Annotated in this window: 20 protein-coding genes; 8 read left to right on the top strand and 12 right to left on the bottom strand. The window is 59.4% G+C overall.

The window, feature by feature from the left end:
* Nucleotides 1-10 precede the first annotated feature (10 nt).
* From nuoM to ACYZT8_RS18655, 5 genes are all read left to right on the top strand, one after another.
* The gene (gene nuoM / locus ACYZT8_RS18635; protein ID WP_461974897.1) at nucleotides 11-1,543 is read left to right on the top strand and encodes an NADH-quinone oxidoreductase subunit M; all 1,533 of its coding nucleotides are present in this window, start codon (nucleotides 11-13) and stop codon (nucleotides 1,541-1,543) included.
* Nucleotides 1,544-1,550: 7 nt separating this feature from the next.
* Nucleotides 1,551-3,014 carry an NADH-quinone oxidoreductase subunit NuoN gene (nuoN, locus tag ACYZT8_RS18640; protein ID WP_461974899.1) on the top strand — a complete coding sequence of 488 codons (1,464 nt, stop codon included), beginning with the start codon at nucleotides 1,551-1,553 and terminating at the stop codon, nucleotides 3,012-3,014.
* A 287-nt stretch (nucleotides 3,015-3,301) separates the two neighbouring features.
* On the top strand, nucleotides 3,302-3,652 hold the full coding sequence (locus tag ACYZT8_RS18645) for a toxin (protein ID WP_461982545.1): 351 nt from the start codon (nucleotides 3,302-3,304) through the stop codon (nucleotides 3,650-3,652).
* On the top strand, nucleotides 3,642-3,956 hold the full coding sequence (locus ACYZT8_RS18650; RefSeq protein WP_094468064.1) for a helix-turn-helix domain-containing protein: 315 nt from the start codon (nucleotides 3,642-3,644) through the stop codon (nucleotides 3,954-3,956). Before ACYZT8_RS18645 ends, ACYZT8_RS18650 begins: the two co-directional genes overlap by 11 nt.
* A 178-nt stretch (nucleotides 3,957-4,134) precedes the next feature.
* Nucleotides 4,135-5,460, top strand: a complete 1,326-nt coding sequence (locus tag ACYZT8_RS18655; RefSeq protein WP_461974902.1) for an OprD family porin — start codon at nucleotides 4,135-4,137, stop codon at nucleotides 5,458-5,460.
* 164 nt (nucleotides 5,461-5,624) lie between these two features.
* Here the strand turns inward: ACYZT8_RS18655 and ACYZT8_RS18660 are convergent, their stop codons facing one another.
* The 5 genes from ACYZT8_RS18660 to ACYZT8_RS18680 form a co-directional block, all read right to left on the bottom strand.
* The gene (locus tag ACYZT8_RS18660; protein WP_461974904.1) at nucleotides 5,625-5,957 is read right to left on the bottom strand and encodes a DUF2790 domain-containing protein; all 333 of its coding nucleotides are present in this window, start codon (nucleotides 5,955-5,957) and stop codon (nucleotides 5,625-5,627) included.
* Between the two features lie 78 nt (nucleotides 5,958-6,035).
* The gene (locus ACYZT8_RS18665) at nucleotides 6,036-6,236 is read right to left on the bottom strand and encodes a co-regulatory protein PtrA N-terminal domain-containing protein (RefSeq protein WP_461974906.1); all 201 of its coding nucleotides are present in this window, start codon (nucleotides 6,234-6,236) and stop codon (nucleotides 6,036-6,038) included.
* A gap of 111 nt (nucleotides 6,237-6,347) precedes the next feature.
* Nucleotides 6,348-9,500, bottom strand: a complete 3,153-nt coding sequence (locus ACYZT8_RS18670) for a CusA/CzcA family heavy metal efflux RND transporter (protein WP_461974908.1) — start codon at nucleotides 9,498-9,500, stop codon at nucleotides 6,348-6,350.
* Nucleotides 9,501-9,552: 52 nt separating this feature from the next.
* Entirely contained in the window at nucleotides 9,553-10,746 is a 1,194-nt protein-coding gene (locus tag ACYZT8_RS18675) for an efflux RND transporter periplasmic adaptor subunit (protein WP_461974910.1), read from the bottom strand.
* A gap of 49 nt (nucleotides 10,747-10,795) precedes the next feature.
* Nucleotides 10,796-12,052 (bottom strand): TolC family protein, encoded by a 1,257-nt coding sequence (locus ACYZT8_RS18680; protein ID WP_461974912.1) that lies wholly within the window; start codon nucleotides 12,050-12,052, stop codon nucleotides 10,796-10,798.
* Nucleotides 12,053-12,454: 402 nt separating this feature from the next.
* On the opposite strand from ACYZT8_RS18680, the gene ACYZT8_RS18685 reads away from it, so the two are divergent.
* Together ACYZT8_RS18685 and ACYZT8_RS18690 are read left to right on the top strand one after the other, a co-directional pair.
* Nucleotides 12,455-13,129 carry a heavy metal response regulator transcription factor gene (locus tag ACYZT8_RS18685; protein ID WP_461974914.1) on the top strand — a complete coding sequence of 225 codons (675 nt, stop codon included), beginning with the start codon at nucleotides 12,455-12,457 and terminating at the stop codon, nucleotides 13,127-13,129.
* The gene (locus tag ACYZT8_RS18690) at nucleotides 13,126-14,520 is read left to right on the top strand and encodes a heavy metal sensor histidine kinase (RefSeq protein ID WP_461974916.1); all 1,395 of its coding nucleotides are present in this window, start codon (nucleotides 13,126-13,128) and stop codon (nucleotides 14,518-14,520) included. The genes ACYZT8_RS18685 and ACYZT8_RS18690 overlap by 4 nt, the downstream gene beginning before the upstream one ends.
* Nucleotides 14,521-14,820: 300 nt before the next feature.
* Here ACYZT8_RS18690 and ACYZT8_RS18695 read toward each other — a convergent pair whose 3' ends face one another.
* The 6 genes from ACYZT8_RS18695 to ACYZT8_RS18720 are packed head-to-tail and all read right to left on the bottom strand — an operon-like array spanning nucleotide 14,821 to nucleotide 20,757.
* Complete coding sequence (locus tag ACYZT8_RS18695; RefSeq protein WP_461974918.1) at nucleotides 14,821-16,563, bottom strand: ABC transporter substrate-binding protein; 1,743 nt, start codon at nucleotides 16,561-16,563, stop codon at nucleotides 14,821-14,823.
* A gap of 47 nt (nucleotides 16,564-16,610) precedes the next feature.
* Nucleotides 16,611-16,883: a DUF2160 domain-containing protein gene (locus tag ACYZT8_RS18700; RefSeq protein WP_109629387.1), complete on the bottom strand. Its 273-nt coding sequence runs from the start codon at nucleotides 16,881-16,883 to the stop codon at nucleotides 16,611-16,613.
* A gap of 10 nt (nucleotides 16,884-16,893) precedes the next feature.
* Nucleotides 16,894-17,694, bottom strand: coding sequence for a carbohydrate ABC transporter permease (locus ACYZT8_RS18705; protein WP_131062347.1), 801 nt, complete (start codon nucleotides 17,692-17,694; stop codon nucleotides 16,894-16,896).
* An 8-nt stretch (nucleotides 17,695-17,702) separates the two neighbouring features.
* On the bottom strand, nucleotides 17,703-18,569 hold the full coding sequence (locus ACYZT8_RS18710) for a carbohydrate ABC transporter permease (RefSeq protein ID WP_131062346.1): 867 nt from the start codon (nucleotides 18,567-18,569) through the stop codon (nucleotides 17,703-17,705).
* Nucleotides 18,566-19,663, bottom strand: a complete 1,098-nt coding sequence (locus ACYZT8_RS18715) for an ABC transporter ATP-binding protein (protein ID WP_461974920.1) — start codon at nucleotides 19,661-19,663, stop codon at nucleotides 18,566-18,568. Before ACYZT8_RS18715 ends, ACYZT8_RS18710 begins: the two co-directional genes overlap by 4 nt.
* Nucleotides 19,663-20,757, bottom strand: coding sequence for an ABC transporter ATP-binding protein (locus ACYZT8_RS18720; RefSeq protein ID WP_461974922.1), 1,095 nt, complete (start codon nucleotides 20,755-20,757; stop codon nucleotides 19,663-19,665). Before ACYZT8_RS18720 ends, ACYZT8_RS18715 begins: the two co-directional genes overlap by 1 nt.
* Nucleotides 20,758-21,186: 429 nt before the next feature.
* On the opposite strand from ACYZT8_RS18720, the gene ACYZT8_RS18725 reads away from it, so the two are divergent.
* Nucleotides 21,187-23,022 (top strand): sigma-54-dependent Fis family transcriptional regulator, encoded by a 1,836-nt coding sequence (locus ACYZT8_RS18725; RefSeq protein ID WP_461974924.1) that lies wholly within the window; start codon nucleotides 21,187-21,189, stop codon nucleotides 23,020-23,022.
* Nucleotides 23,023-23,146: 124 nt separating this feature from the next.
* Here the strand turns inward: ACYZT8_RS18725 and cysS are convergent, their stop codons facing one another.
* Nucleotides 23,147-24,529: a cysteine--tRNA ligase gene (gene cysS / locus ACYZT8_RS18730; RefSeq protein WP_461974926.1), complete on the bottom strand. Its 1,383-nt coding sequence runs from the start codon at nucleotides 24,527-24,529 to the stop codon at nucleotides 23,147-23,149.
* Nucleotides 24,530-24,533: the final 4 nt, after the last annotated feature.

Here is a 24,533-nt window from a genome sequence, read left to right on the forward strand (position 1 = left end):
TGAGCCCGTCATGATTCTGCCTTGGCTAATCCTGATCCCCTTCATCGGCGGCCTGCTGTGCTGGATGGGTGAGCGCTTCGGCGCTACCCTCCCCCGCTGGATTGCGCTGTTGACCATGACCCTGGAACTCGCGCTCGGCCTCTGGCTGTGGGCCCACGGTAATTATTCATTTGCTCCGGCGCCTGGCGCCGATCCGACCTGGGCGCTTGAGTTCAAGCACATCTGGATCGAGCGCTTCGGCATCAGCGTGCACCTGGCCCTCGACGGCCTGTCGCTGTTGATGATCCTGCTGACCGGTCTGCTGGGTATCCTCTCGGTACTCTGCTCGTGGAAAGAGATCCAGCGTCACGTTGGCTTCTTCCACTTGAACCTGATGTGGATCCTGGGCGGTGTCGTCGGCGTGTTCCTCGCCCTCGACCTGTTCATGTTCTTCTTCTTCTGGGAAATGATGCTGGTGCCGATGTACTTCCTCATCGCGCTCTGGGGTCACAGTTCTTCGGACGGCAAGAAAACCCGGATCTACGCGGCGACCAAGTTCTTCATCTTCACTCAGGCGTCCGGCCTGATCATGCTGGTGGCGATCCTGGGTCTGGTACTGGTCAACTTCAACAGCACCGGCGTGATCACGTTCAACTACGCCGACCTGTTGAAAACCAAGATGTCGCTCACTACCGAGTACATCCTGATGCTCGGCTTCTTCATCGCTTTCGCGGTGAAGCTGCCGGTCGTGCCGTTCCACTCCTGGTTGCCTGATGCTCACGCCCAGGCGCCAACAGCGGGTTCGGTCGACCTGGCCGGTATCTTGTTGAAGACTGCTGCTTACGGTCTGCTGCGTTTCGCCCTGCCGCTGTTCCCGAATGCCTCGGCCGAGTTCGCGCCGTTCGCCATGACCCTGGGTCTGATCGGGATCTTCTACGGTGCGTTCCTGGCCTTTGCCCAAACCGACATCAAGCGCCTGATCGCCTACTCCTCCGTTTCCCACATGGGCTTCGTGTTGATCGGCATCTACTCCGGCAGCCAACTGGCGCTGCAGGGCGCGGTAATGCAGATGCTGGCGCACGGTCTGTCGGCCGCGGCACTCTTTATCCTCAGCGGTCAGCTGTACGAGCGCACCCACACCCGCGACATGCGTGAAATGGGTGGCCTGTGGTCGAAGATCGCTTACCTGCCGGCCATCAGCCTGTTCTTTGCCGCCGCGTCCCTGGGCTTGCCGGGTACGGGTAACTTCGTCGGTGAGTTCCTGATCCTGATCGGCACGTTCCCTGCCGCCCCATGGATCACGATCATCGCGACGTCCGGTCTGGTGTTCGGTTCGGTCTACTCGCTGATCATGATCCACCGTGCCTACTTCGGCCCGTCCAAATCGGACGCGGTGTTGCATGGCATGGACGGTCGCGAACTGATCATGGTGGTCGGTCTGGCGGCGCTGCTGATTTACATCGGCGTGTACCCGCAACCGTTCCTCGACACCTCTGCCGCGACGATGCATGGCGTGCAGCAGTGGCTCGGCACCGCCTTCACTCAACTCGCTTCGGCCCGGTAAGAGCGCTATGGAATTCACGACTCAACACTTTATCGCGCTTGCGCCGTTGTTGATCACCAGCGCCACGATCATCGTGGTGATGCTGGCGATTGCCTGGCGCCGCAACCACTCGCAGACCTTCCTGATTTCCGTGGCGGGTCTGAACCTGGCGTTGCTGTCGATCCTGCCAGCCCTGAAGGTCGCGCCTCTGGCCGTGACCCCGTTGCTGCAGATCGACACCTTCGCTTGCCTGTACATGGCGCTGATCCTGGTCGCCACCCTCGCCTGTGTGACCCTCGCCCACGCCTACCTCGGCGATGGCGGTTCGGGCTACCCGGGCAACCGTGAAGAACTTTACCTGCTGATCCTGATGGCCGCCGCCGGTGGCCTGGTACTGGTCAGCGCGCAGCACCTGGCCGGGTTGTTCATCGGTCTGGAACTGCTCTCGGTACCGGTCTACGGTCTGGTGGCTTACGCCTTCTTCAACAAGCGCTCGCTGGAAGCCGGTATCAAGTACATGGTGCTGTCGGCCGCCGGTTCTGCGTTCCTGTTGTTCGGTATGGCCCTGCTGTATGCCGACTCCGGCAGCCTGAGCTTCGTCGGTATCGGCCAGGCGTTGGCGGCTACGGGTCTGCCAAGCTCGCTGGCGCAACTGGGCCTGGGCATGATGCTGATCGGTCTGGCGTTCAAGCTGTCGCTGGTCCCGTTCCACCTCTGGACCCCGGACGTTTACGAAGGTGCTCCGGCCCCGGTGGCCGCGTTCCTCGCCACCGCTTCGAAAGTCGCCGTGTTTGCAGTGATGGTGCGTCTGTTCCAGATCTCGCCGGCGGCGAGCAGCGGTGTACTCAGCGACGTGCTGACCATCATCGCCATCGCGTCGATCCTGTTCGGTAACCTGCTGGCCCTGACCCAGAGCAACCTCAAGCGTCTGCTGGGTTACTCGTCCATCGCTCACTTCGGTTACCTGCTGATCGCCCTGGTGGCGAGCAAGGGTCTGGCCGTGGAAGCCATCGGCGTGTACCTGGTCACCTACGTCATCACCAGCCTCGGCGCCTTCGGCGTGATCACGCTGATGTCCTCGCCGTACAACGGCCGTGACGCGGACGCCCTGTACGAATACCGCGGCCTGTTCTGGCGCCGTCCGTACCTGACCGCCGTACTGACTGTGATGATGCTGTCCCTGGCCGGCATCCCGCTGACCGCGGGCTTCATCGGCAAGTTCTACATCATCGCCACCGGTGTCGAATCGCACCAATGGTGGCTGGTCGGTTCCTTGGTACTGGGCAGCGCCATCGGCGTTTTCTACTACCTGCGCGTGATGGTCACCCTGTACCTGATCGAGCCGAACCTGCGTCGCCACGATGCGCAGCTGCACTGGGAACAACGTGCAGGCGGCGTGATGCTGCTGGCCATCGCGCTGGTGGCATTCTTCCTCGGCGTCTACCCACAACCACTGCTGACGCTGGTTCAGCAGGCAGGTCTGGCGGGCTGATCGCCCGGCGATATCTGGCTACAAACAAAAACGGCACCTTCGGGTGCCGTTTTTGCGTTTGTGGGATCGTGATTTTCAAGCATCGATTTATGCAGGTCTTCCAGGTCAGTCCCACTGCCAAGTATTCCCTCTTCTTTGTCGAATGCTCTCACCGCACGGGTCGACTTGTCCTACAGGTGTTTTTACAACCGGGGTCTACCGTTGAAAACGGGAACGAAAAGGACGGCTTCGATGCCTTGACCAATTCGATTATCGGGACAACACTATACGTAGGTAGCGTACAGAACATGGATGCTCTTTTTATCGAATTACCTATGTTTCAGAAACATCGAGACGATTACCTGGATGACGATCTGTTTCGCAGCTTTCAACTGGAGTTGCTGAGGAATCCGGAAGCGGGCGATCTCATTGAGAACACTGGTGGGCTGCGCAAAATCCGCTTCTGCGATCAACGACGAGGCAAGGGCAAGCGCAGCGGATTACGGGTGATTTATTACTGGTGGTCAGGCTTCGATCAATTCTGGCTGTTCACCGTGTACAACAAAAACGAGCAAGACGACCTGTCGCCCTCCCAGAAAAAAATTTTCAGGCAAGCGCTGGAAAGAGAAATCAACACGAGATCCCACTATGAAACGTGACATTTTTTCCGAACTGATGGATGGCCTCGAAGCTTTGGCGGATGAGCGCCAAGGCAAAATCACTTTGCGAACCCACAAGGTTCAGTTGCCAAAACTGGTGCCCATCACTGCCGAGGAAGTGGTAGCCATCCGCCAACAGCTCAACCTCTCCCGGTCTGTGTTCGCCATGTATTTGCGCACCAACACCCGAACCCTCGAGAACTGGGAACAGGGACGGGCAATACCCAATGCCCAAGCCACGACACTGATCCGTCTGGTTGAACGTTTTCCGCAGACCATCGAACAGCTCGCGGCGCTGACTTGAGTCACCGCGCACTGTACCCACGCACATGACGAAATTGTAATAACCCCATCACCTTGGCGTTATCCGCAGATTGCAACGATGTCACCCGGCGACCACGCGGGTGGGCCCTGCCCTCCCGCCGAACAATAAAACCCACGCCGAAGAACGTTCCAGTTCTGCCGATCCCAAGGAGTGCTTGATGGTTAACAATACAAAAATGTCTATGGCGGCTTTAGCCGTGGTGGTCGGTTCGGGGCCGACCCTGGTGTTTGCGGAGGATAAGGCCGAGGGGTTTATCGAGGGCAGCAGCCTGACGCTGCTCAACCGCAACTACTACTTCAATCGTGATCACCGTGGCGGCCAGTCCAGTCCCACCGGCAACGGTTATTCCGAAGCCTGGGCCCACGCCATCATCAGCAAGTTTGAATCCGGGTTTACGCAAGGCACAGTCGGGGTGGGTGTCGATGCGTTTGCGATGATCGGGTTGAAGCTTGATACCGGTGACGGCCGCAACGGAGGTCGCAGTTCGTTCGACGTACTGCCGGTCAACAGTGACGGCCAGGCGCGGGACGAATACACCAAGGTCGGGGGCGCTGCGAAAGTGCGGGCGTTCGATACGGTGATCAAGGTCGGCGATGTGTTCCCGGCCAATCCGGTGGTTGCAGCGGGCGACTCGCGATTGCTACCGGAAAGCTTTCGTGGCGTGACCGCGACCAACACCAGCATCGAAGGCTTGTCAGTACAGGGCGGTCGCTTGCACGCCATGAGCCAACCGGTGTCCAGCGACATGCACGAGAACTTTGCCACCTTTTACGCCGGCCCGGTCAATTCGCCGTGGATCGCTTACGGCGGCGGTGACTATTTGCTGAACAAGAACCTCAGCTTCAGCCTGTATTCCAGCCGCCTCAAGGATGCCTGGAATCAGTATTACGTCGGTACTGCGTGGACGTACCCACTGTCGGATGACCTGTCATTGTTTGGGGGCCTGAACTACTACAAGGCTGTCGACGAAGGCAAACAACTGCTCGGCGAGTTCGACAACAACATCTGGAGCGGCCGCGTCGGGGTGAAACTCGGCGCGCACTCCGTGGCCCTCTCGCACCAGCGCAACAACGGCAATGACGACTTCGATTATCTGCGTCAGTCCGACTCGATCTTCCTCGATAACTCCATCCAGTACAGCGACTTCAACTCACCCAAGGAGCGTTCCTGGATGGTGCGGTATGACCTCGACATGAGCAGCTACGGGGTACCGGGGTTGTCGTTCATGACCCGTTACGCCCGTGGCACCGACGCCGACTATTCCAACGCCAACGCCGTGTACATGCGCCGCGATGCCGACGGCAATCCGCTGACCGACCAGAAACGCTGGGAGCGCGACATCGAAGTCAAATACGTGGTCCAGACCGGTTCACTGAAAGATCTGTCATTGCGCCTGCGTCAGGCCAATACCCGCGCCACAGCGTTCGAGTCGGACCTGGATGAAGTGCGAGTGATTGTCGAATACCCGTTGGCCATTCTCTGAGTTAACCCTTCATACCCATTCACCTTTAGAAGCTCCTTGCTCCTTTGGTAAGAGGTGAATCCTTTGGCGTCCTTCGGGGCGCCTTTTTTATGACCCCGCCAAACCACCCCAATAAAAAACCCGACTCATTCAACATGAACCGGGCGATTCGACTGTCACATTTCTCAACCACCGCGCTGACGGCAATCCCCCGCCACGCTGTACTTGATCGTATTCAGTTCCCCCTGTGAATCCTCATAAGTCATGGCGGTGGGAACCACAGCACATGCCGCCGCCGGCCGCACAACGCTCACCACCTTCACCACATCAAGTTTCATCCCGTATTCATAGTCTTTAACCACTGGCGCGCGCTTGCCCCGGTCGGCGGCGTATTGCTCCATGGCTGTGGTGTTGGCACTGAGCATTTTCTCGAATGTCCTGTCACCGCCACCTTCAGCAAACACGTTCAGGGACATAGTCATGACTGCGGAGAACACAATCGGCTTGATCAACTTCATAGCTTTTACCCTCAAAACAGACTCATAAAAAAGCCCGTCATCGGCACTCGATGACGGGCTTGTTCAAGTGCGGCACGCTTACAAGTCTTGGGTCTTGTCGTCCTTTTTTTCATTCACGACGACGGGATCACGCGCCTGCTCTTTAGCGACAAACAGCTCCACCGAGCGGTCATTGGACGCCATCATTTTTTTGAAGGTTCTGTCGCCGCCGCCTTCTGCCATGGTCAGAGATGACATCAGCAACGCCGCTGTAAACATGCTCAATTGTGCAAATTTCATTGTTGATTCCTCGTTTGATTAACTAACGGAATCAGGTTAACAATCCGAACCTATCGCCACGGTGGCGGGGAAATTACATATCCGTTATGTGGCACAAAACCTGTTGGAGAACTATGTAGCGGGTATTACGTCCTCTTCACGGCGATGCGCCAGCTGATACAGCGCAGGCAATATCAGCAGCGTCAGAATTGTCGAGGACAGAATCCCGCCAATCACCACCGTCGCCAACGGCCGCTGCACTTCCGCCCCCGTGCCGGTCGCCAAAGCCATGGGAATGAAGCCCAGGGACGCCACAAGCGCCGTCATCAACACCGGGCGCAATCGCGTTAGCGCGCCTTCGTTGATCGCATCACTGAGTGAACGCCCCTCCTCCCGCAAATTGCGGATGAACGCGATCATCACCAACCCGTTGAGCACCGCTACCCCCGACAGCGCAATGAAACCGACGCCCGCCGAAATCGACAGCGGAATATCCCGCAACCACAACGCCATGACGCCGCCAGTCAACGCAAACGGAATCCCGGTGAATACCAGCAAGCCGTCCTTAAGGTTGTTGAACATCATGAACAGCAGCCCGAACACCAGCAACAAAGCCACCGGCACCACAATCTGCAAGCGTTTGGCCGCCGACTGCAATTGCTCGAACTGCCCGCCCCAGTTGGTCCAGTAACCCGCCGGAACCTGAACATCGCGCTCGATCACCTTACCGGCCTCTTTAACGAAAGAGCCAATATCCCGCCCACGCACGTTGGCGCTGACGATCACCAGCCGTTTGCCGTTTTCGCGGCTGACCTGATTCGGCCCGAGCACCAGATCAAGGCTGGCGACCTCCTTGAGGGCAATGAAGCCAATCTGATCGGCAGCGTCATTCAGGGGCGCCGGCACCGGAATCAACAGCGCCGACAAGCCTTCGATGTCCTTGCGCATGGCATCGGACAGACGCACCACCATGTCGAAACGCCGATCGCCCTCATACAATGTCCCGGCCTGACGCCCGCCCACCGCCACGGCAATGGTGTCCTGCACATCACCGACGTTGAGCCCGTAACGCGCAGCCTTGTCGCGATCGATGTTGATGGTCAGCACCGGCAAGCCAGTGGTTTGTTCGACTTTGACCTCGGACGCGCCGTTGACCTTCTGCATGGCGGCGGCGATCTTCGTCGCCGTGGCGTTGAGCACGTCCATGTCATCCCCGAACACCTTTACCGCCACATCACTGCGCACGCCGGAGATCAGTTCGTTGAAGCGCAACTGGATCGGCTGCGACAGTTCATAGTTGCTGCCCGGCAGCATCGCGGCGGCTTGTTGCAGTTCGGCCATCAGGGTCTCGCGGGACTTGCCCGGATCCGGCCACTGCTCCTTCGGTTTGAGCATCACGTAGCTGTCGGAGATGTTCGGCGGCATCGGGTCGGAGGCGATTTCGGCGGTGCCGGTACGGGCGAACACACGCTCGACTTCTGGCACCTTGTTGAGGATCAAGGTCTCCAGACGCTGCTGCATATCCACCGATTGCGTGAGGCTGGTGCCCGGCACGCGCAAGGCTTGCAAGGCAAAATCGCCCTCACTGAGGCTCGGCACAAACTCGCTGCCCATGCGACTGGTCACCACGCCACTGAGCGCAATCACCCCGAGTGCCATGCCCACGGCCAGCGCCCGATGGCTCATCACCCAGGCCAGCGCCGGTGCATATACCCGCCGCGCACCGCGCATGACCACGCCTTCCTCTTCTTTGACTTTGCCGGTGACAAACAGCGCAATGGCTGCGGGGACGAAGGTCACCGACAACAGCATGGCGCCCAACAGCGCGATGACCACAGTGAAGGCCATCGGGTGGAACATTTTCCCTTCGACTCCGCTCAAGGCGAAGATCGGCAGGTACACGACCATGATGATCAACTGGCCGAAAATCAGCGGCCGCCGCGCTTCTTTGGCGGCCGCGAATACTTCGTGGAAACGCTCGGAACGGCTCAGCAAACGCCCGTGATGCTGCTGCGCATGGGCCAGCCGTCGCAGGGTGTTTTCGACGATCACCACCGCACCGTCGACGATGATGCCGAAGTCGAGAGCGCCGAGGCTCATCAGGTTGGCGCTGACCTTGTTGGTGAACATGCCGGTGAAGGTAAACAGCATCGACAGCGGAATGACCATCGCGGTGATCAACGCCGCGCGGATGTTGCCCAGAAACAGGAACAGGATCGCAATGACCAGAATCGCCCCTTCCACCAGGTTCTTCTTCACCGTGGCGATGGCCTTGTCCACCAGGTGCGTGCGGTCATACACCGGAACCGCGATCACGCCTTTGGGCAGGGAACGGTTGATCTGTTCAAGCCTGGTAGCCACTGCCTGGGAGACGGTTCGGCTGTTCTCGCCGATCAGCATGAACACCGTGCCAAGCACCACTTCGCGACCGTTTTCGGTGGCGGCACCGGTACGCAGTTCGCGACCGATGTCTACGGTCGCGACGTTCTTGATCCGGATCGGCGTACCGTCGACGTTGGCCATCACGATATTGGCGATGTCGTCTGTACTTGCCACTTGCCCTGGTGCTCGAATCAGCAACTGCTCGCCGCTGCGCTCGATGTAACCGGCCCCGACGTTGGCGTTGTTGCGCTCCAGCGCCGTGACCAAATCGGTGAGGGTCAATTTGTAAGCCGCCAGCCGCTTCGGATCGGGGGCGATTTGGTATTCCTTGGCGAATCCTCCGATGGTGTTGATCTCGGCCACACCGGGGACGTTGCGCAATTGCGGCTTGATGATCCAGTCCTGAATCACCCGCAGGTCGGTCGGCGTGTAGGCCGTTCCATCGTCCTTGAGCGCACCTTCCTGCGCTTCCACCGTCCACAGGAAAATCTCGCCCAGCCCCGTGGAAATCGGCCCCATCAGCGCTTCCGCACCCTCGGGCAATTGCTCCTTGGCGATCTGCAAACGCTCGTTGACCAATTGCCGGGCGAAGAACAGATCGGTGCCGTCCTTGAAGATCACCGTGACCTGCGACAGCCCCGAACGCGACAGCGAACGGGTCTGCTCAAGCGCCGGCAAGCCGGCCATCGCGGTTTCAATCGGGAAGGTGATGCGCTGCTCGGTTTCCAGCGGCGAGAACCCGGCCGCGCCGGTGTTGATTTGCACCTGGACGTTAGTGATGTCCGGCACGGCGTCGATCGGCAGCTTTTGGTAGCTGGCGATGCCGAGGCCGGCCATGAGGAGAACGGCGAGCAGCACGATGATGCGCTGCTCGATGGCAAACTGGATCAGGCGTTCGAACATGAGAACCTTCCGGTCGAGGGTGACAGATCAGTGGGAACCTTCAGCGTGCCTCTCAATGAGAGTGCTCGGCCGAGGCTTTGCCCAATTCCGATTTGAGAACGAAGCTGCCGGCACTCGCGACTTGTACGCCCGGTTCCAGCCCTTGGGTGACTTCCACCAAACCGGCCGCGCGACTGCCCAGCTCCACGGGTTGCGCCTTGAAGCCGTCGTCGGTGCGCACGAATACCGTGGGTTTGTCCTCGACGGTCTGGATCGCGATTTCAGGTACGACGACCTTGGCCTGGCGACTGTCGGTAGCAACCAGCGCGGTAACGAACAGGCCGGGGCGCCACGAGCCTTGCGGATTTTCCAGGGTCACGCGAACCGTTGCAGTGCGGGTCTGTTCACCGAGCAAACTGCCGACGTAGGCCACGGTGCCGACGACTTCGGCATTGAGTTCCGGGGCACTGACGGTGACCGGTTTGCCCACCTGCACCTTGGTCAGATCCTTGGGCGAAACGCCGAATGTCACCCACACCCGGGACAAATCCGAGAGCGTGAACGCGTTGCTGGTTTCGTCGACCACCTCCCCCGGCGTCAGGTGTTTTTCCACCACCACGCCGTCGAACGGTGCGCGCAACTCATAACGATTGCCGCCAGTGGCAACCATGCTGCCGCTGAGCACGCTGATTTTCTGTCGCGAATTATTCAGGGCGATTTCAGCCTCTTCCAGTGCCTGGCGTGCCTGAAGGAAATCCTGCTCGGCGGAGATTTTGTCCTGCCACAGTTTCTTCTCGCGTTCGTAGGTGGTGCGCGCCAAGGTCAGGCGACGCTGTGCGGCAGCCTGTTCGCTGCGCTGATCGGAGATCTGCTGACTGGCGATCACCGCCAGCAACTGGCCCTTCTTCACCGACTGCCCAAGATTGACCGACACCGACTCGACCACGCCGGGGACGCGCGGCACCACGTGCGCGGTGCGGTCTTCGTCAAAGCGCACTTCGCCGGGGAACGGCAAGCCGAGGCTGATGTTCTGCGCCCGCGCTTCAGCCAGTTGAATGCCCGCCGCGGTGATCTGTTCGGCGCTCAGCTCCAAGTGCCCTTCTTCTGTATGTTCACCGTCGGCTGCTGCGCCTTCTTCAGCGTGATCGGCGTGTTCCGCAGCTTCATCGGCATGAGCGTCGATGGACGCATTACCCGGCCACATCGAGCCAATACCAATGCCCAGCGCCAACGTCGCTGCAGCAACCACGATCAGTTTTTTTTCCATGGAAACTCCTCTGCGCCATGCCATCGCGCAGTGATCAAAAAGATGAAATTCAGAGGATGACGGCGAGGTCGCCGAAAATGCGTTCGATGCGTACACGGGCGTCCGTTGCTTCGCTGACGGCCTGGATGTACTGGCTGCGGGCGCTGATCAGGGTGCGCTGGGCGTCGAGCACGTCGAGGAAACCGAACTTGCCCATTTCGAAGCCGCGCGTGGCGCTGTCCACAGCGCTTTGCGCGGCGGGCAGAATGGTCTGATTGAACGCCTGGACTTCGCCGTTGGCGGTCTGCCACTGCGCCAAAGTGGTCTGGATTTCCGTGCGCAAACGCAGCTCGGTGGCGTTGCGCAGATCCCGTGCCTGATCGCTGCGTCGCGCTGCCGCCAGCACGTTGCCCTGATTGCGGTTGAACAACGGGATTGGCATCGACAGCCCGACCACGTTGACCCGCTCGCGCTCGGTTTCGCTGTATTGGCTGCCGATGCTGACGGTGAGATCGGGAATACGCTGGGACTTTTCCAGCCCTAAAGATGCCTCGCGCTGGTCGATCTGCAACGTGGCCAGACGCAACTCGGCGGTCTCATTCAGGCGTTCAAGCAAGCGCGTGGACGGCGGCACGGCAGGCATGTTTTGCGCGGCCGTCTGCACCGTGGTCGAGGTTGGCAGCGGCGCGCCCATGACCTGCGCCAATTGTTGGTAGGCGTTGGCCTGATCGCGCTCGGCACGGCTCAGTTCAAGGCGCACTTCGGAAAGTTGCACTTGCGCTCGCGTGCCTTCGACCGGCGACGATTTGCCGGCGTCGATACGCCCCTTCGCCACCCGCAAACCGTGTTCGGCCAGCGCTATTGATTGGCGGGACAACTGCAAGCGTTGCTGCGCCGTCAGGGCACTGTTGAACGCCTGAATCACATCGGCGCGCAAGGCATTGCGCTTGCGCTCCAGCTCGATCCCGGCGGCATCCTGCGCACGGCTGGCGACGTCGATCCGCGCCCCGCGTTTGCCGCCCAGTTCTATCGGCTGGCTGAGCATCACCGTGGTGGTGCGTGAGTTGCGCCGGGTGTCTTCGGCCTCCCACGACACTTCGGGGTTAGGCATCAGACCAGCCTGTTTGCGCTCACCCTCGGCGATGCCGATTTCCCACTGCGCGGCGGCCAGATCCGGGTTGCCGGCGAAAGCTGTTTGCAAGGCTTGGTCGAGGGTCAGGGTCGAGGCTTGCGCAAGACCCGTACCGGCCAGCAATGCCATGCTGCTGGCGATTAAAAAGCGCTTTTTCAGGCGTGATCGCGCCGTCAGTTCTATTAAACCGGGCAAGGGAGGAGTTCCTTTTTAATTAATGCCGCCACGGTAGGGTTTTTAACTTATCGACAAGGTGACTGGAACATTACAAATCCGTTATCCACGGTTGACGGAAGTTGTTTTGCTCTAGGATGCCAAGTGCGAGTGGCATTACCGCAATACATGGAAACAAATACACGGTAGTTATCCGCTGAACAGCACTTGCCTGAATCAAAGTCATGGGGATTTCAGCTTTTTGCTGCGACAGGCTGTCGCGGACAGCCGATTTAAAGGCCTCAACCGTTGACCCTGTAGCCACTTCAGCCTTTATCGTGCACGCCACTCAGTTATTGATTCCAGTCCGGAAGCCCTTACAAAAACAACAACTTTCCCGACCACCTTAATTAAATATCCATTAAATAAAAGTGGTAATAAGTCATGCGAATCCTTGTCGTCGAAGACGAGCTTAAAACTGCCGAATACTTGCATCAGGGTCTGACGGAAAGTGGTTATATCGTCGATCACGCGGCAACCGGTGCCGATGGTTTGCATCTGGCGCAACAGCAGGCGTATGACGTGGTGATTCTGGACGTCAACCTGCCGGAACTGGATGGCTGGGGCGTGCTGGAACAGCTGCGGCGCACCCACTCGACACGGGTGATGATGCTCACCGCACGCGGGCGTCTGGCCGATAAGATTCGCGGCCTGGATCTGGGTGCCGATGACTATCTGGTGAAGCCGTTCGAGTTCCCGGAGTTGTTGGCACGAGTGCGCACGCTGATGCGGCGCAGCGAAAACATCCCGGTGCCGCAGGTACTTAAAGTCGCCGACCTGGAACTCGATCCCGGCCGTCATCGCGCCTTTCGTGGCGAGCAGCGCATCGACCTGACCACCAAGGAATTCGCCCTGCTGCATCTGCTGATGCGCCAGTCCGGCGAGGTGCTGACCCGCACGCAGATCATTTCGCTGGTGTGGGACATGAATTTCGACTGCGACACCAACGTGGTCGAAGTGTCGATCCGTCGATTGCGGGCGAAGATCGACGACCCGTTCGACAGCAAATTGATCCACACCCTGCGCGGTGTCGGCTATGTGCTGGAGGCGCGGGAATGAAGCCGGCCAGCCTGTCGATGCGCCTGGGTCTGACGGTGAGTATTCTCGGCGCACTGTTGGTGGTGTTTCTGGCGATCCTTGCGTATTTCGCCCTGACCCATGAGCTGAATGCGCTGTCCCGGGACAGTCTGGAAAAGAAGATGGCCCAGGTCGAGCACAGCCTGTCGCTGTACGTCGATGCCAATGAAGTCAGTGGCAAGCCGCACATCCTGCTCGATCAGGTCATGGGGCATGACAACCTGACGCTGACGATTTATGACGGCTCAAACCTGCGCTCGCCACTGCTTAAATCCGGCTCGGGCCTGACTGATCCACGGGTTGAACTGAAAGCCGTGCGAGCCACCAACGATCAGCTGACCTACTCCGACAGCACCGACGCTGAAGGCAAGAAATTCCTCACGGCCTCGAAGTTGATTCGTCTCAAGGACGGCAGCAGCGTGCCGGTGTTGCTATCGATGGATAACGCCCACGATCAGGCACTGCTCAGCGCTTACCTGCGCTCGACGCTGATTGCCTTGCCGTTGCTGCTGATCTTCATCGGTCTCAGTGCCTGGGGCGCAGTGCAGCGCGGGCTGGCGCCGATGCGCGAGTTTCGCAAAGTGGCGGCGATGGTCTCGACCCAGGATCTCGACCATCGGCTGTCGGTGGTGAATATGCCGCAGGAACTGAGCGAACTGGCGCACGGCATCAACTTCATGCTGCATCGGCTTGATGCCGGGGTGCAGCAGTTGTCGCAGTTCTCCGATGACCTGGCGCATGAGCTGCGCACCCCGATCAATAACCTCATGGGCAAGGCACAGGTGACGTTATCCCGCGAACGTACGACCGAGGAATACAAAGACGTTCTGGTGTCGTGCATCGAAGAGCTGGAGCGTGTGGCACGGATTGTCTCGGACATGCTGTTTCTCGCCCAGGTCAGCCACCCTTCGGCACTGGTGCCGTTCGAGTCGATTGCGCTGGAGGAGGAAGCGCTGAAAGTCGTGGATTTGTTTTCACTGTCGGCACAGGACAAGCAGATCCATTTGACGGTGCTGGGGAACGCGCAGGTATTGGGCGACCGGTTGATGATTCAACGGGCGATTTCGAATTTGCTGTCCAACGCACTGCGCCACTGCCCGAGCGGGAAAACGGTGACGTTGTTGATTGAGCAAGGCGCAAATCAGGCTTCGTTGCTGGTGAGCAATCCCGGCGCGGGGATTGAAGCGCAACACTTGCCGTATCTGTTCGACCGTTTCTATCGCGTCGACAGCAGCCGCTCGCGCTCGCAGGGCAGCACCGGGCTGGGCCTGGCGATTGTGCGCTCGATCATGTGCCTGCATCAGGGGGTAGCGGAGGTCAAGAGCTTGCCGGGGGCGGTGACGGTGTTCCGATTGGGGTTTCCAGCGATTTGAGGATGTGGCGCTCTGAGGCATCAGACTTGAGCTCTGCGCTGTCGGGGCCGGCCTCATCGCGGGCAAGCCCGGCTCCCACAGTGATCACCGTCGTCCGCAGAATGTGTGAGCACCCCTGAAACCTGTGGGAGCGAGCTTGCTCGCGATAGCGGTGTGTCAGGCAACAGAAGTGTTGAATGTAAATCAGCTATCGCGAGCAGGCGGATCATTGTGGGAGTGAGCCTGCTCGCGATAGCAATGGATCAGGCACAAACAAAAACGGCACCTTTCGGTGCCGTTCGCCTTTCTCAGTACAGAAGCTTACTTGCGTGCTTCCGCCCACGATTTCAACAGCTCGTTGTAGCTCACGGTTTCACCCTTGGGCTTCTCGTTCGCCAGTTTCGGCTTCGGTGCACCCGGCTGATCGAACCAGTATTGCGCATCCCGCTCCGGGTTCATTTTCGGTGCGCAGGTGGCTTGCGCCTTCGAGCGTTCCAGACGCGTCATGATCGCGTCCTGATCCTTGGCCAGGCCATCCAGTGCCTGTTGCGGAGTCTTCTCGCCGCTGGCCGCTTCCGCGATGTGGCTCCACCACAGTTGTGCCAACCGCGGATAGTCCGGCACGTTGGTCCCGGTCGGGGTCCATTGCACGCGGGCCGGGCTGCGATAGAACTCGACCAGACCACCGAGTTTCGGTGCCAGGTCAGTCATGGCTTGCGAGTTGATGTCCGACTCACGAATTGGCGTCAGGCCGACAATGGTTTTCTTCAGCGAGACGGTTTTCGACGTCACGAACTGCGCATAGAGCCAAGCCGCCAGTTTCTGCTTCTCAGGCGTGGACTTCATGAAGGTCCAGGAACCCACGTCCTGATAACCCAGCTTCATGCCCTCTTCCCAGTACGGGCCGCGTGGTGACGGCGCCATGCGCCATTTCGGCGTGCCGTCGGCATTCATTACCGGCAGGCCCGGTTTGGTCATGTCGGCGGTAAACGCGGTGTACCAGAAGATCTGCTGGGCGATGTTGCCTTGGGACGGCACCGGACCGGATTCGGAGAAGGTCATGCCCGCTGCTTCCGGTGGCGCATAGGCTTTAAGCCAGTCGACGTATTTGGTGGTGGCGAACACCGCCGCCGGGCCGTTGGTATCGCCGCCACGGGTGACGCTGGAACCGACCGGGTGGCAATCCTCGACACGGATGCCCCACTCGTCCACCGGCAAACCATTGGGAATGCCCTTGTCGCCGGCACCGGCCATGGAGAACCAGGCATCGGTAAAGCGCCAGCCCAGGGACGGGTCTTTCTTGCCGTAGTCCATGTGCCCGTAGACACGCTTGCCGTCGATCTCCTTGACGTCTTCGCTGAAGAACTTGGCGATGTCTTCATAGGCCGACCAGTTCACCGGCACGCCCAATTCGTAGCCGTACTTTTCCTTGAACTTGGCTTTGAGCTCAGGCCGTTCAAACCAGTCGGCACGGAACCAGTACAGGTTGGCGAACTGTTGGTCAGGCAATTGGTAGATCTTGCCATCCGGCGCGGTGGTGAACGAGATGCCGATGAAGTCTTTGATGTCCAGGGTCGGCGAAGTGAAATTCTTGCCTTCGTTGGCCATCAGGTCGGTGATCGATTCGGTCTTGCCATAGCGAAAGTGCGTACCGATCAGGTCCGAGTCGTTGACCCAGCCGTCATAGATGTTCTTGTCCGATTGCATCTGGGTTTGCAGCTTTTCCACCACGTCGCCTTCCTGCAGCAAGTCGTGGGTCAGCTTGATCCCGGTGATCTCGGTAAAGGCCTTGGCCAGCGTTTTGGATTCATATTCGTGGGTCGCAATGGTTTCCGAAACCACCTTGATGCTCATCCCGCGAAACGGCTCGGCGGCCTTGATGAACCACTTCAGCTCTTCGAGCTGCTGCTCTGGCGTGAGGGTGGACGGTTTGAATTCGCTGCCGATCCATTTCTTCGCGGCGTCTTCGTAGGCATCGGCCCAGGCCGAAGCGCTCAGACCGCTGAGTGCCAGCATGGCTGCCAATGAAATGCTATGTCGCAGCTTATTGTTTTTGTCGAACATAGAGACCTCCTTATTGAGTTTCGGAGCAACATTGCCGAGCGATTCGACTAGCCCCAACGCATCACAGCCAACAGCCACACCAGGGACAACGCGAACGCAACCCAGATGCTCCAGTCGGTGACGCCGATTACCAGCAAGTGCAGGTAGGCGCTGCCGAGAAGACCGATAAACAGCCGATCGCCACGGGTGGTGGCAATCGGCAGAAAACCACGCCGAGGGACACTCGGCGAACGTAATTCCCACGTCGTCATGCCCGCCAGAATCAGGCCAATGGCGATGAAGAACGCCGCAGTGGGGACAGTCCAGCTCATCCATTCCATCATCAGCTCCTCAGACCCGGCCCAGGGCAAAGCCCTTGGCCACGTGGTTGCGAACAAACCAGATCACCAGCATGCCTGGCAGGATAGTCAACACCCCCGCCGCCGCCAGCACGCCCCAGTCAATGCCGGATGCCGAGACCGTGCGGGTCATTACCGCCGCAATCGGTTTGGCGTTTACCGAAGTCAGGGTTCGTGCGAGCAGCAGTTCGACCCAGGAAAACATGAAGCAGAAGAACGCCGTCACACCGATCCCGGAGCCGATCAGCGGGACAAAAATCTTCACGAAGAACTTGGGGAAACTGTAGCCGTCGATGTAAGCGGTTTCGTCGATTTCCTTCGGAACGCCAGACATGAAGCCTTCCAGAATCCACACCGCCAACGGCACGTTAAACAGACAGTGGGCCAGCGCCACCGCGATGTGCGTGTCGAACAAACCAATCGAAGAATAGAGCTGGAAGAACGGCAGCAAAAACACCGCCGGCGGCGCCATGCGGTTGGTCAGCAGCCAGAAAAACAGGTGCTTGTCTCCGAGAAAGCGGTAGCGCGAGAACGCGTAAGCCGCCGGCAACGCCACGCTCAGGGAGATGATCGTGTTCAGGCTCACGTAGTACAGCGAGTTGAGGTAACCGGTGTACCAGGCCGGATCGGTGAAGATCACTTTGTAGTTGGCGAAGGTGAAATCCTGCGGAAACAACGTCAGGCCGCTGAGGATTTCGGTGTTGCTCTTGAAGGACATGTTCAGCAGCCAGTAGATCGGCACCAGCAGGAACAGGATGTAGATCAGCAACGGAATAAGCTTTCTTTTACTCATGGCAGACCTCAGCGGTTGGCGTCAGAGTGAGTCATGGCGGTGTAGAACAGCCAGGACACCAACAGGATGATCAGGAAGTACACCAGCGAGAAAGCCGCCGCCGGGCCGAGGTCGAACTGCCCGATCGCCATTTGCGTCAGGGTCTGGCTGAGGAACGTCGTAGCATTCCCCGGCCCGCCGCCCGTGAGCACGAACGGCTCGGTGTAGATCATGAAACTGTCCATGAACCGCAGCATCACCGCGATCAACAGCACGCTCTTGAGCTTGGGCAGCTGGATATGTCGGAAAACCGCCCAGGCCGATGCCCGATCAATCCGCGCCGCCTGGTAGTACACGTCCGGAATCGCCCGCAACCCGGAGAAGCACAACAGCGCCACCAGCGACGTCCAGTGCCAGACGTCCATCACCAGCACCGTGACCCAGGCGTCCATGGTGTTCGCCGCATAGTTATAGCTGATGCCCATCGCATTGAGGCTCGATCCCAGCAGGCCGATGTCGGCCCGGCCGAAGATCTGCCAGATCGTCCCGACCACGTTCCACGGGATCAGCAGCGGAATCGCCAGGATAATCAGCACCAGCGACGACCAGCGGCCCTTGGTCGGCATGGTCAGGGCGATGCCAATGCCCAAGGGGATTTCGATCAGCAACACGCAGGCGGAATAGATGAATTGCCGCAGCAGCGAGTCGTGCAGGCGTGGATCAAGCAGCACCTGCTTGTACCAGTCGGCGCCGACGAAGTAGCGGCTGGACTGGTCGAAGATGTCCTGCACCGAGTAGTTGACCACGGTCATCATCGGGATCACCGCACTGAATGCCACCAGCAGAAACACCGGCAGGACCAGCCACCAGGCCTTGTTGTTCTGCACCTTGTTCATGGCTGCGTCTCCAGCAGGTAATCGTCGGCATAAACCATCAACCACTGTGCCGGAAAGTTGATGTAGGCGGTTCCCTCAGGCACTGGCTTGTCTTCGGCAAGGCGCACTTTCAGCGTGGCGCCGTCGAGGTTCAGGGTCATGATCTTGTAGGTGCCGAGGTCTTCGACATGTATGACTTGTGCCTGCATCGCGTCATCGAACGGTTCGTCCCACACATGCACGAACTCGGGACGGATGCCGACCTTCAGGGTTTTCCACTCAGACTCGGCGATGCGTTTCAGTTGCGAGTCGGACAAAGGCAGATGCGTTGACGCAAACCCGACACCACCCGGTTGCGGCTGCACCTCGATCAGGTTCATCCCCGGACTGCCAATGAAATAGCCGACAAACGTGTGCGTCGGCCGCTCGAACAACTCGCGCGGGGTGCCGAATTGCACGATCTGGCCGCCGTACATCACCGCGATCTTGTCGGCGAAGGTTGAGGCTTCGAGTTGATCGTGGGTGACGTAGACCATGGTGATGTTGAACTGCTCGTGGATCTGCTTGAGCTTGCGTCGCAGCTTCCACTTCAGGTGCGGGTCGATCACCGTCAGCGGTTCATCAAACAGGATCGCCGAGACGTCGTCGCGCACCAGCCCACGGCCCATGGAGACTTTCTGTTTTTCATCGGCGGTGAGGTTGCTGGCCTTTTTGCTCAGCAGCGCCTGAAGGTCGAGGACTTCGGCGATTTCCCGCACCTTGGTGTGAATTTTCGCCTCGGCCATGCCCTGATTGCGCAGCGGGAAGGCCAGGTTGTCGAACACCGTCATGGTGTCGTACACCACCGGAAACTGGAAAACCTGGGCGATGTTGCGCTTCTCCGGCGTCAGGTCGTTGACCGCTTTGCCATCGAACAGGACATGACCCTGGGACGGGCTGAGCAACCCGGAAATGATGTTGAGCAAGGTCGACTTGCCGCAGCCCGATGGCCCGAGCAAGGCATAAGCACCGCCCTGTTCCCAGACGTGGTCCATTTCGCGGATCGCGTAATCCTCGGGGCCGGTCGGCGTGCGGGTGTAACTGTGGGCGAGGTTCTGCAAACGGATTTCGGCCATCAGGCAACCCTCGCGATGCGGCGACCGGGCGCCTGGACCAGCCGCCCCTGCGCATCGAACACAAACAGTTTATGGGTCGGAATATAGATCCGGATCGGCGCATCGACGTCGTATTCGTGGACCCCGGGCAAGTGCAGCACCAACAGGAAATGCTCGTTGCGCACGTGCAGGAAGGTTTCCGAACCGCTGATCTCGGCCACCTCCACCGTCACGGCGAGTTCGAGGTCATCGTCGTTGCTCGGCACCAGCGAGATATGGCTGGGGCGCACGCCGAAGCGGAACTCGCCCTCGCCCACCGGGCGCAGGTCCACGTTCAACGGAAAGTGCACAAAATTGGCGAAGCTCACTTCGTTGCCGGCGATGCGGCCCGGCATCAGGTTGATCGGCGGCTCGGAGAACAGCTCCGCCGCCAGCACCGTTTGCGGTTGGTGATAGACCTCGGAGGACTTGCCGCTCTGGACCACCCGGCCTTCGTGAAGAATGGTCGTGGTGCCGCCCAGGGCCAGCGCTTCGTTGGGTTCGGTGGTGGCGTAGATGGCGATGGTGTGCCGGGCCTTGAACAGCTCGCGCATTTCCTGACGCAGTTCTTCGCGCAGCTTGTAGTCGAGGTTCACCAGCGGCTCGTCGAACAGGATCAGCTCGGCATCCTTGACCAACGCGCGGGCCATCGCGGTGCGCTGTTGCTGGCCGCCGGAGAGTTCCAGCGGATAGCGCTGGAGGAATTTCTCGATGCGCAGCATCTTGGCGGTTTCCAGCACTTTGCTCTGGATCAGCTCGTTGGAGACACCGCCCTGGCGCAAGGGCGAGGCGATGTTCTCGAACACCGTCATGGTCGGGTAATTGATGAACTGCTGATAGACCATAGACACATTGCGCAGACGCACCGGGCGCTGCGTGACGTCGACGCCGTTCATCAGGATGCGACCGCTGTCGGGCTTGTCCAGACCGGCCATCAGGCGCATGAGGCTGGTTTTGCCGGACAGCGTGCGCCCGAGCAAAACGTTGAAGGATCCGGGTTCAAAACTAAGGCACGCATCGTCGATCCAGGTCTGGCCCTCGACGGTACGGCTGACGTGCTCCAGGGTTAATGACATGGCTCGGCCTTTTTTATTATTTGGAGTCAAGCGACCCAAGCTGTAGAGCGAGTTTCATGCCAGAAAACGTAAGTTATTGAACCACCGTGAAAATCTTCGAGACAGCGGCAAAACCGCGTTCGTTGCTGAACAGAAATGAACAACCACGACTGAACAATTGAACAGTCCAGCCGTTGACAATGAACAATAGTGAACAACACTCTACAGATGGTTTTGTGACACGATTATCCGAATTCGCCACGATCCTGTAGCAGCTGGCGCAGCCTGCGTTCGGCGACGCAGTCGTCGTGAAATCAGGTGGCGCGGTGTGTCAGGATGACCGCACATGCAGGTTTTACGACGACTGCGTCGCCGAACGCAGGCTTCGCCAGCTGCTACATGAATCGCGCTGCACATAACAAAAATAATAATGCTCAGAGATCGACTGCCATGGCCGCACCTGCCTCGCCGCTCTCCCACGACGCCATCATCCAGGACTCCTGGTCCCGTTGCCGTGCGTTTGGCCTCAATCATCAAAGCGCACCGGCGTTCGACCAGCTGCCGGCCGAGGGCATCGCCCAGTTGCTGGAGAGCCAGCATTCCCTGGTGCAGACCACACATCAGGAAGTCCTGCCGTATTACGAAAACATCCTGAGCAATTCCAACTGCCTGATCATGCTCGCCGACAATCAAGGCCAGGTGCTGACGTCGTGGGGTACCCAGCGTTTTATCGAGCCGAACCTGACTCGCGGTTTCAGCGCCGGCGCCAGCTGGATGGAACGCTGCAGCGGCACCAATGCGATCGGCACCGCCCTCGCCTGCGAACAAGCAGTGCATATCGAACACGATGAACATTTCCTCAAGGCCAACCGCTTCATGACCGGTTCCGCCGCGCCGATTTTCGATGCCGAGCGCAAGGTGATCGCGGTGCTGGACGTGTCCAGCGACAGCTACCTGCCGCCGTCCCACACCCTCGGCATGGTCAAGATGATGAGTCAGACCGTGGAAAACCGGCTGATCCTCAACCTCTTTCACGGCCAGCATTTCCAACTGACCTTCAACACCGGACTGAACAACCTCGACAGCCAATGGGCCGGTTTGCTGATTTTTGATGAGACCGGTCAAGTGCTGTCCGCCAACCGCCGGGCCGATAATTTGTTGGGCATCAGCCTGTCTCGGGTCAGTGTCGAGAGCCTGTTCAAGGTGTCGCTGCTGGAACTGCTGAATCAGCCGGATGGCCTGCCCTTTGCGCTGCAAGCCTCTGGACGCAACCGTTTTCAGTGCCTGTTGAAACGGCCGAAACAGGTGCCGATTCAAGCTAGAGTCTTCGCGGAACCGGCCGTGGCCGCACCCGCTGCGATCAGCCTCAATACGCTGCATTTCGGCGACAGTCGCGTGGAAAAAGCCGTGCGCCAGGCCGAACGTTTGCTGGAAAAAGACATTCCACTGTTGATTCACGGGGAAACCGGCGTCGGTAAGGAAGTCTTCGTCAAAGCCTTGCACCAAGCCAGCTCCCGGAGCAAACAGTCATTCATCGCCGTCAACTGTGCAGCGATCCCCGCCGAACTGGTGGAATCCGAGCTGTTTGGCTACGAGAAAGGCGCGTTCACCGGCGCCAATCAGAAAGGCAGCATCGGGCTGATCCGCAAGGCTGATAGAGGCACGCTGTTCCTCGATGAAATCGGCGACATGCCACTGCCGACTCAGGCGCGGTTGCTGCGGGTGTTGCAGGAACGTTGCGTGCAACCGGTGGGCAGCAGCGAGTTGTTCCCGGTGGATATCCGGATTATTTCGGCGACCAACCGCTCGCTGCGCGAGCAGGTTCAGTTGGGCCGGTTTCGGGAAGATCTTTATTACCGGATCGGCGGTTTGACTCTGGAATTACCGCCGCTCAGGGAGCGCAGCGATAAACAGGCGCTGTTCAAGCGCCTGTGGGAACAGCATCGCGAGCCATCGCAGTGGGCTGGGTTAAGTCGGGAGGTGATGGAGTTGTTCGGCCGCCACCCGTGGCCGGGGAATTTAAGGCAGGTCAGCAGCGTGATGCAGGTGGCGCTGGCCATGGCCGAGGAACAACCGGTGCGGCCGGAGCATTTGCCGGATGATTTTTTTGTGGATCTGGAGATGGAACCGGTGGATTCGCCGGAGCCGCTGGCGGTGGACTTGAATGATGTGGAGGATTTGAATCGGCAGTTGCAGGCGGCTGGGGGGAACATCTCGCACCTCGCCCGCAGACTCGGGGTGAGCCGCAATACCCTGTACAAGCGATTGCGGCAGTCAGGAGACTGATCGTTCCCACGTCGAGGCGTCGAACCGTCCGCGTGGGAATGCAGCCCGGGACGCTCCGCGTCCCTGCAAAGCCGAACGCGGAGCGTCCGTTGAGGCATTCCCACGCAGAGCGTGGGAACGATCATCAGTCAGCCAATCGCCAGGTCGTACCACCCTTCCCGTCTTCCAGCACCACGCCCATGGCGGTGAGTTGGTCGCGGATACGGTCGGACTCAGCCCAGTCTTTACCGGCACGAGCCGCCAGACGCGCAGCAATCAACGCATCAACCTCAGCAGCATCAACCCGCCCTTCAGCACCGGCCTGCAGGAAGTCATCCGCCTCAAGCTGCAACACGCCCAGCACACTGGCCAGTTCCTTCAGGCGCGCCGCCAGACCCGCCGCTGCATCGAGATCGCTCTCACGCAGACGGTTGATCTCGCGCACCATCTCGAACAGTACCGCGCAGGCTTCCGGCGTGCCGAAGTCGTCGTTCATCACCTGGGTGAAACGCTCGACAAAGGCTTCGCCGCCCGCCGGCGCCACGTTCGGCAGGCCTTTCAACGCATGGTAGAAACGCTCGAGCGCGCCTTTGGCGTCCTTGAGGTTGTCTTCCGAATAGTTGATCGCGCTGCGGTAGTGGCTCGACACCAACAGGTAACGCACGACTTCCGGGTGGTACTTTTCCAGCACGTCGCGAATGGTGAAGAAGTTGTTCAAGGACTTGGACATCTTCTCGCCATTGATGCGAATCATGCCGCAATGCATCCACGCGTTGGCGTAGGTCTTGCCGGTGGCCGCTTCGCTCTGGGCGATTTCGTTTTCATGGTGCGGGAACTCGAGGTCGCTGCCGCCGCCATGAATATCGAAGGTCTCGCCGAGGCAGCAGGTCGACATCACCGAGCACTCGATGTGCCAGCCCGGCCGGCCGTCGCCCCACGGCGATGCCCAGCTCGGCTCGCCCGGCTTGGCGCCTTTCCACAGAACGAAGTCCAGCGGGTCCTGTTTCGACTCGTCGACTTCGATCCGCGCGCCGATGCGCAGGTCTTCGATCTTCTTGCGCGACAGCTTGCCGTAGCCCATGAACTTGGCGACGCGGTAGTACACGTCGCCATTGCCCGGGGCGTAGGCGTAACCCTTGTCGATCAGGGTCTGGATCATCGCGTGCATGCCGGGTATATGCCCGGTGGCGCGCGGTTCCATGTCCGGCTTCTGGATGTTCAGGCGCGCTTCGTCTTCGTGCATCGCCGCGATCATGCGCTCGGTCAAGGCTTCGAACGACTCGCCGTTCTCCTTGGCCCGATTGATGATCTTGTCGTCAATGTCGGTGATGTTGCGCACATAAGTCAGGTCGTAGCCGCTGAACCGCAACCAGCGGGTCACCAGGTCGAACGCGACCATGCTGCGGCCGTGGCCGAGGTGGCAGTAGTCGTACACGGTCATCCCGCAGACGTACATGCGCACCTTGTTGCCATCCAGCGGCTTGAAGACTTCTTTGCTCTTGGTGAGCGTGTTGTAGATCGAAAGCACTTTT

Source organism: Pseudomonas sp. LB3P93, assembly GCF_054898025.1.

Excerpts from the sequence above, each read along its gene's own strand:
- nuoM (WP_461974897.1), top strand. The coding sequence starts at position 11 with ATGATTCTGCCTTGGCTAATCCTGATCCCCTTCATCGGCGGCCTGCTG.
- nuoN (WP_461974899.1), top strand. The coding sequence starts at position 1,551 with ATGGAATTCACGACTCAACACTTTATCGCGCTTGCGCCGTTGTTGATC.
- ACYZT8_RS18645 (WP_461982545.1), top strand. The coding sequence starts at position 3,302 with ATGGATGCTCTTTTTATCGAATTACCTATGTTTCAGAAACATCGAGAC.
- ACYZT8_RS18650 (WP_094468064.1), top strand. The coding sequence starts at position 3,642 with ATGAAACGTGACATTTTTTCCGAACTGATGGATGGCCTCGAAGCTTTG.
- ACYZT8_RS18655 (WP_461974902.1), top strand. The coding sequence starts at position 4,135 with ATGGTTAACAATACAAAAATGTCTATGGCGGCTTTAGCCGTGGTGGTC.
- ACYZT8_RS18660 (WP_461974904.1), bottom strand. The coding sequence starts at position 5,957 with ATGAAGTTGATCAAGCCGATTGTGTTCTCCGCAGTCATGACTATGTCC.
- ACYZT8_RS18665 (WP_461974906.1), bottom strand. The coding sequence starts at position 6,236 with ATGAAATTTGCACAATTGAGCATGTTTACAGCGGCGTTGCTGATGTCA.
- ACYZT8_RS18670 (WP_461974908.1), bottom strand. The coding sequence starts at position 9,500 with ATGTTCGAACGCCTGATCCAGTTTGCCATCGAGCAGCGCATCATCGTG.
- ACYZT8_RS18675 (WP_461974910.1), bottom strand. The coding sequence starts at position 10,746 with ATGGAAAAAAAACTGATCGTGGTTGCTGCAGCGACGTTGGCGCTGGGC.
- ACYZT8_RS18685 (WP_461974914.1), top strand. The coding sequence starts at position 12,455 with ATGCGAATCCTTGTCGTCGAAGACGAGCTTAAAACTGCCGAATACTTG.
- ACYZT8_RS18690 (WP_461974916.1), top strand. The coding sequence starts at position 13,126 with ATGAAGCCGGCCAGCCTGTCGATGCGCCTGGGTCTGACGGTGAGTATT.
- ACYZT8_RS18695 (WP_461974918.1), bottom strand. The coding sequence starts at position 16,563 with ATGTTCGACAAAAACAATAAGCTGCGACATAGCATTTCATTGGCAGCC.
- ACYZT8_RS18700 (WP_109629387.1), bottom strand. The coding sequence starts at position 16,883 with ATGGAATGGATGAGCTGGACTGTCCCCACTGCGGCGTTCTTCATCGCC.
- ACYZT8_RS18705 (WP_131062347.1), bottom strand. The coding sequence starts at position 17,694 with ATGAGTAAAAGAAAGCTTATTCCGTTGCTGATCTACATCCTGTTCCTG.
- ACYZT8_RS18710 (WP_131062346.1), bottom strand. The coding sequence starts at position 18,569 with ATGAACAAGGTGCAGAACAACAAGGCCTGGTGGCTGGTCCTGCCGGTG.
- ACYZT8_RS18715 (WP_461974920.1), bottom strand. The coding sequence starts at position 19,663 with ATGGCCGAAATCCGTTTGCAGAACCTCGCCCACAGTTACACCCGCACG.
- ACYZT8_RS18720 (WP_461974922.1), bottom strand. The coding sequence starts at position 20,757 with ATGTCATTAACCCTGGAGCACGTCAGCCGTACCGTCGAGGGCCAGACC.
- ACYZT8_RS18725 (WP_461974924.1), top strand. The coding sequence starts at position 21,187 with ATGGCCGCACCTGCCTCGCCGCTCTCCCACGACGCCATCATCCAGGAC.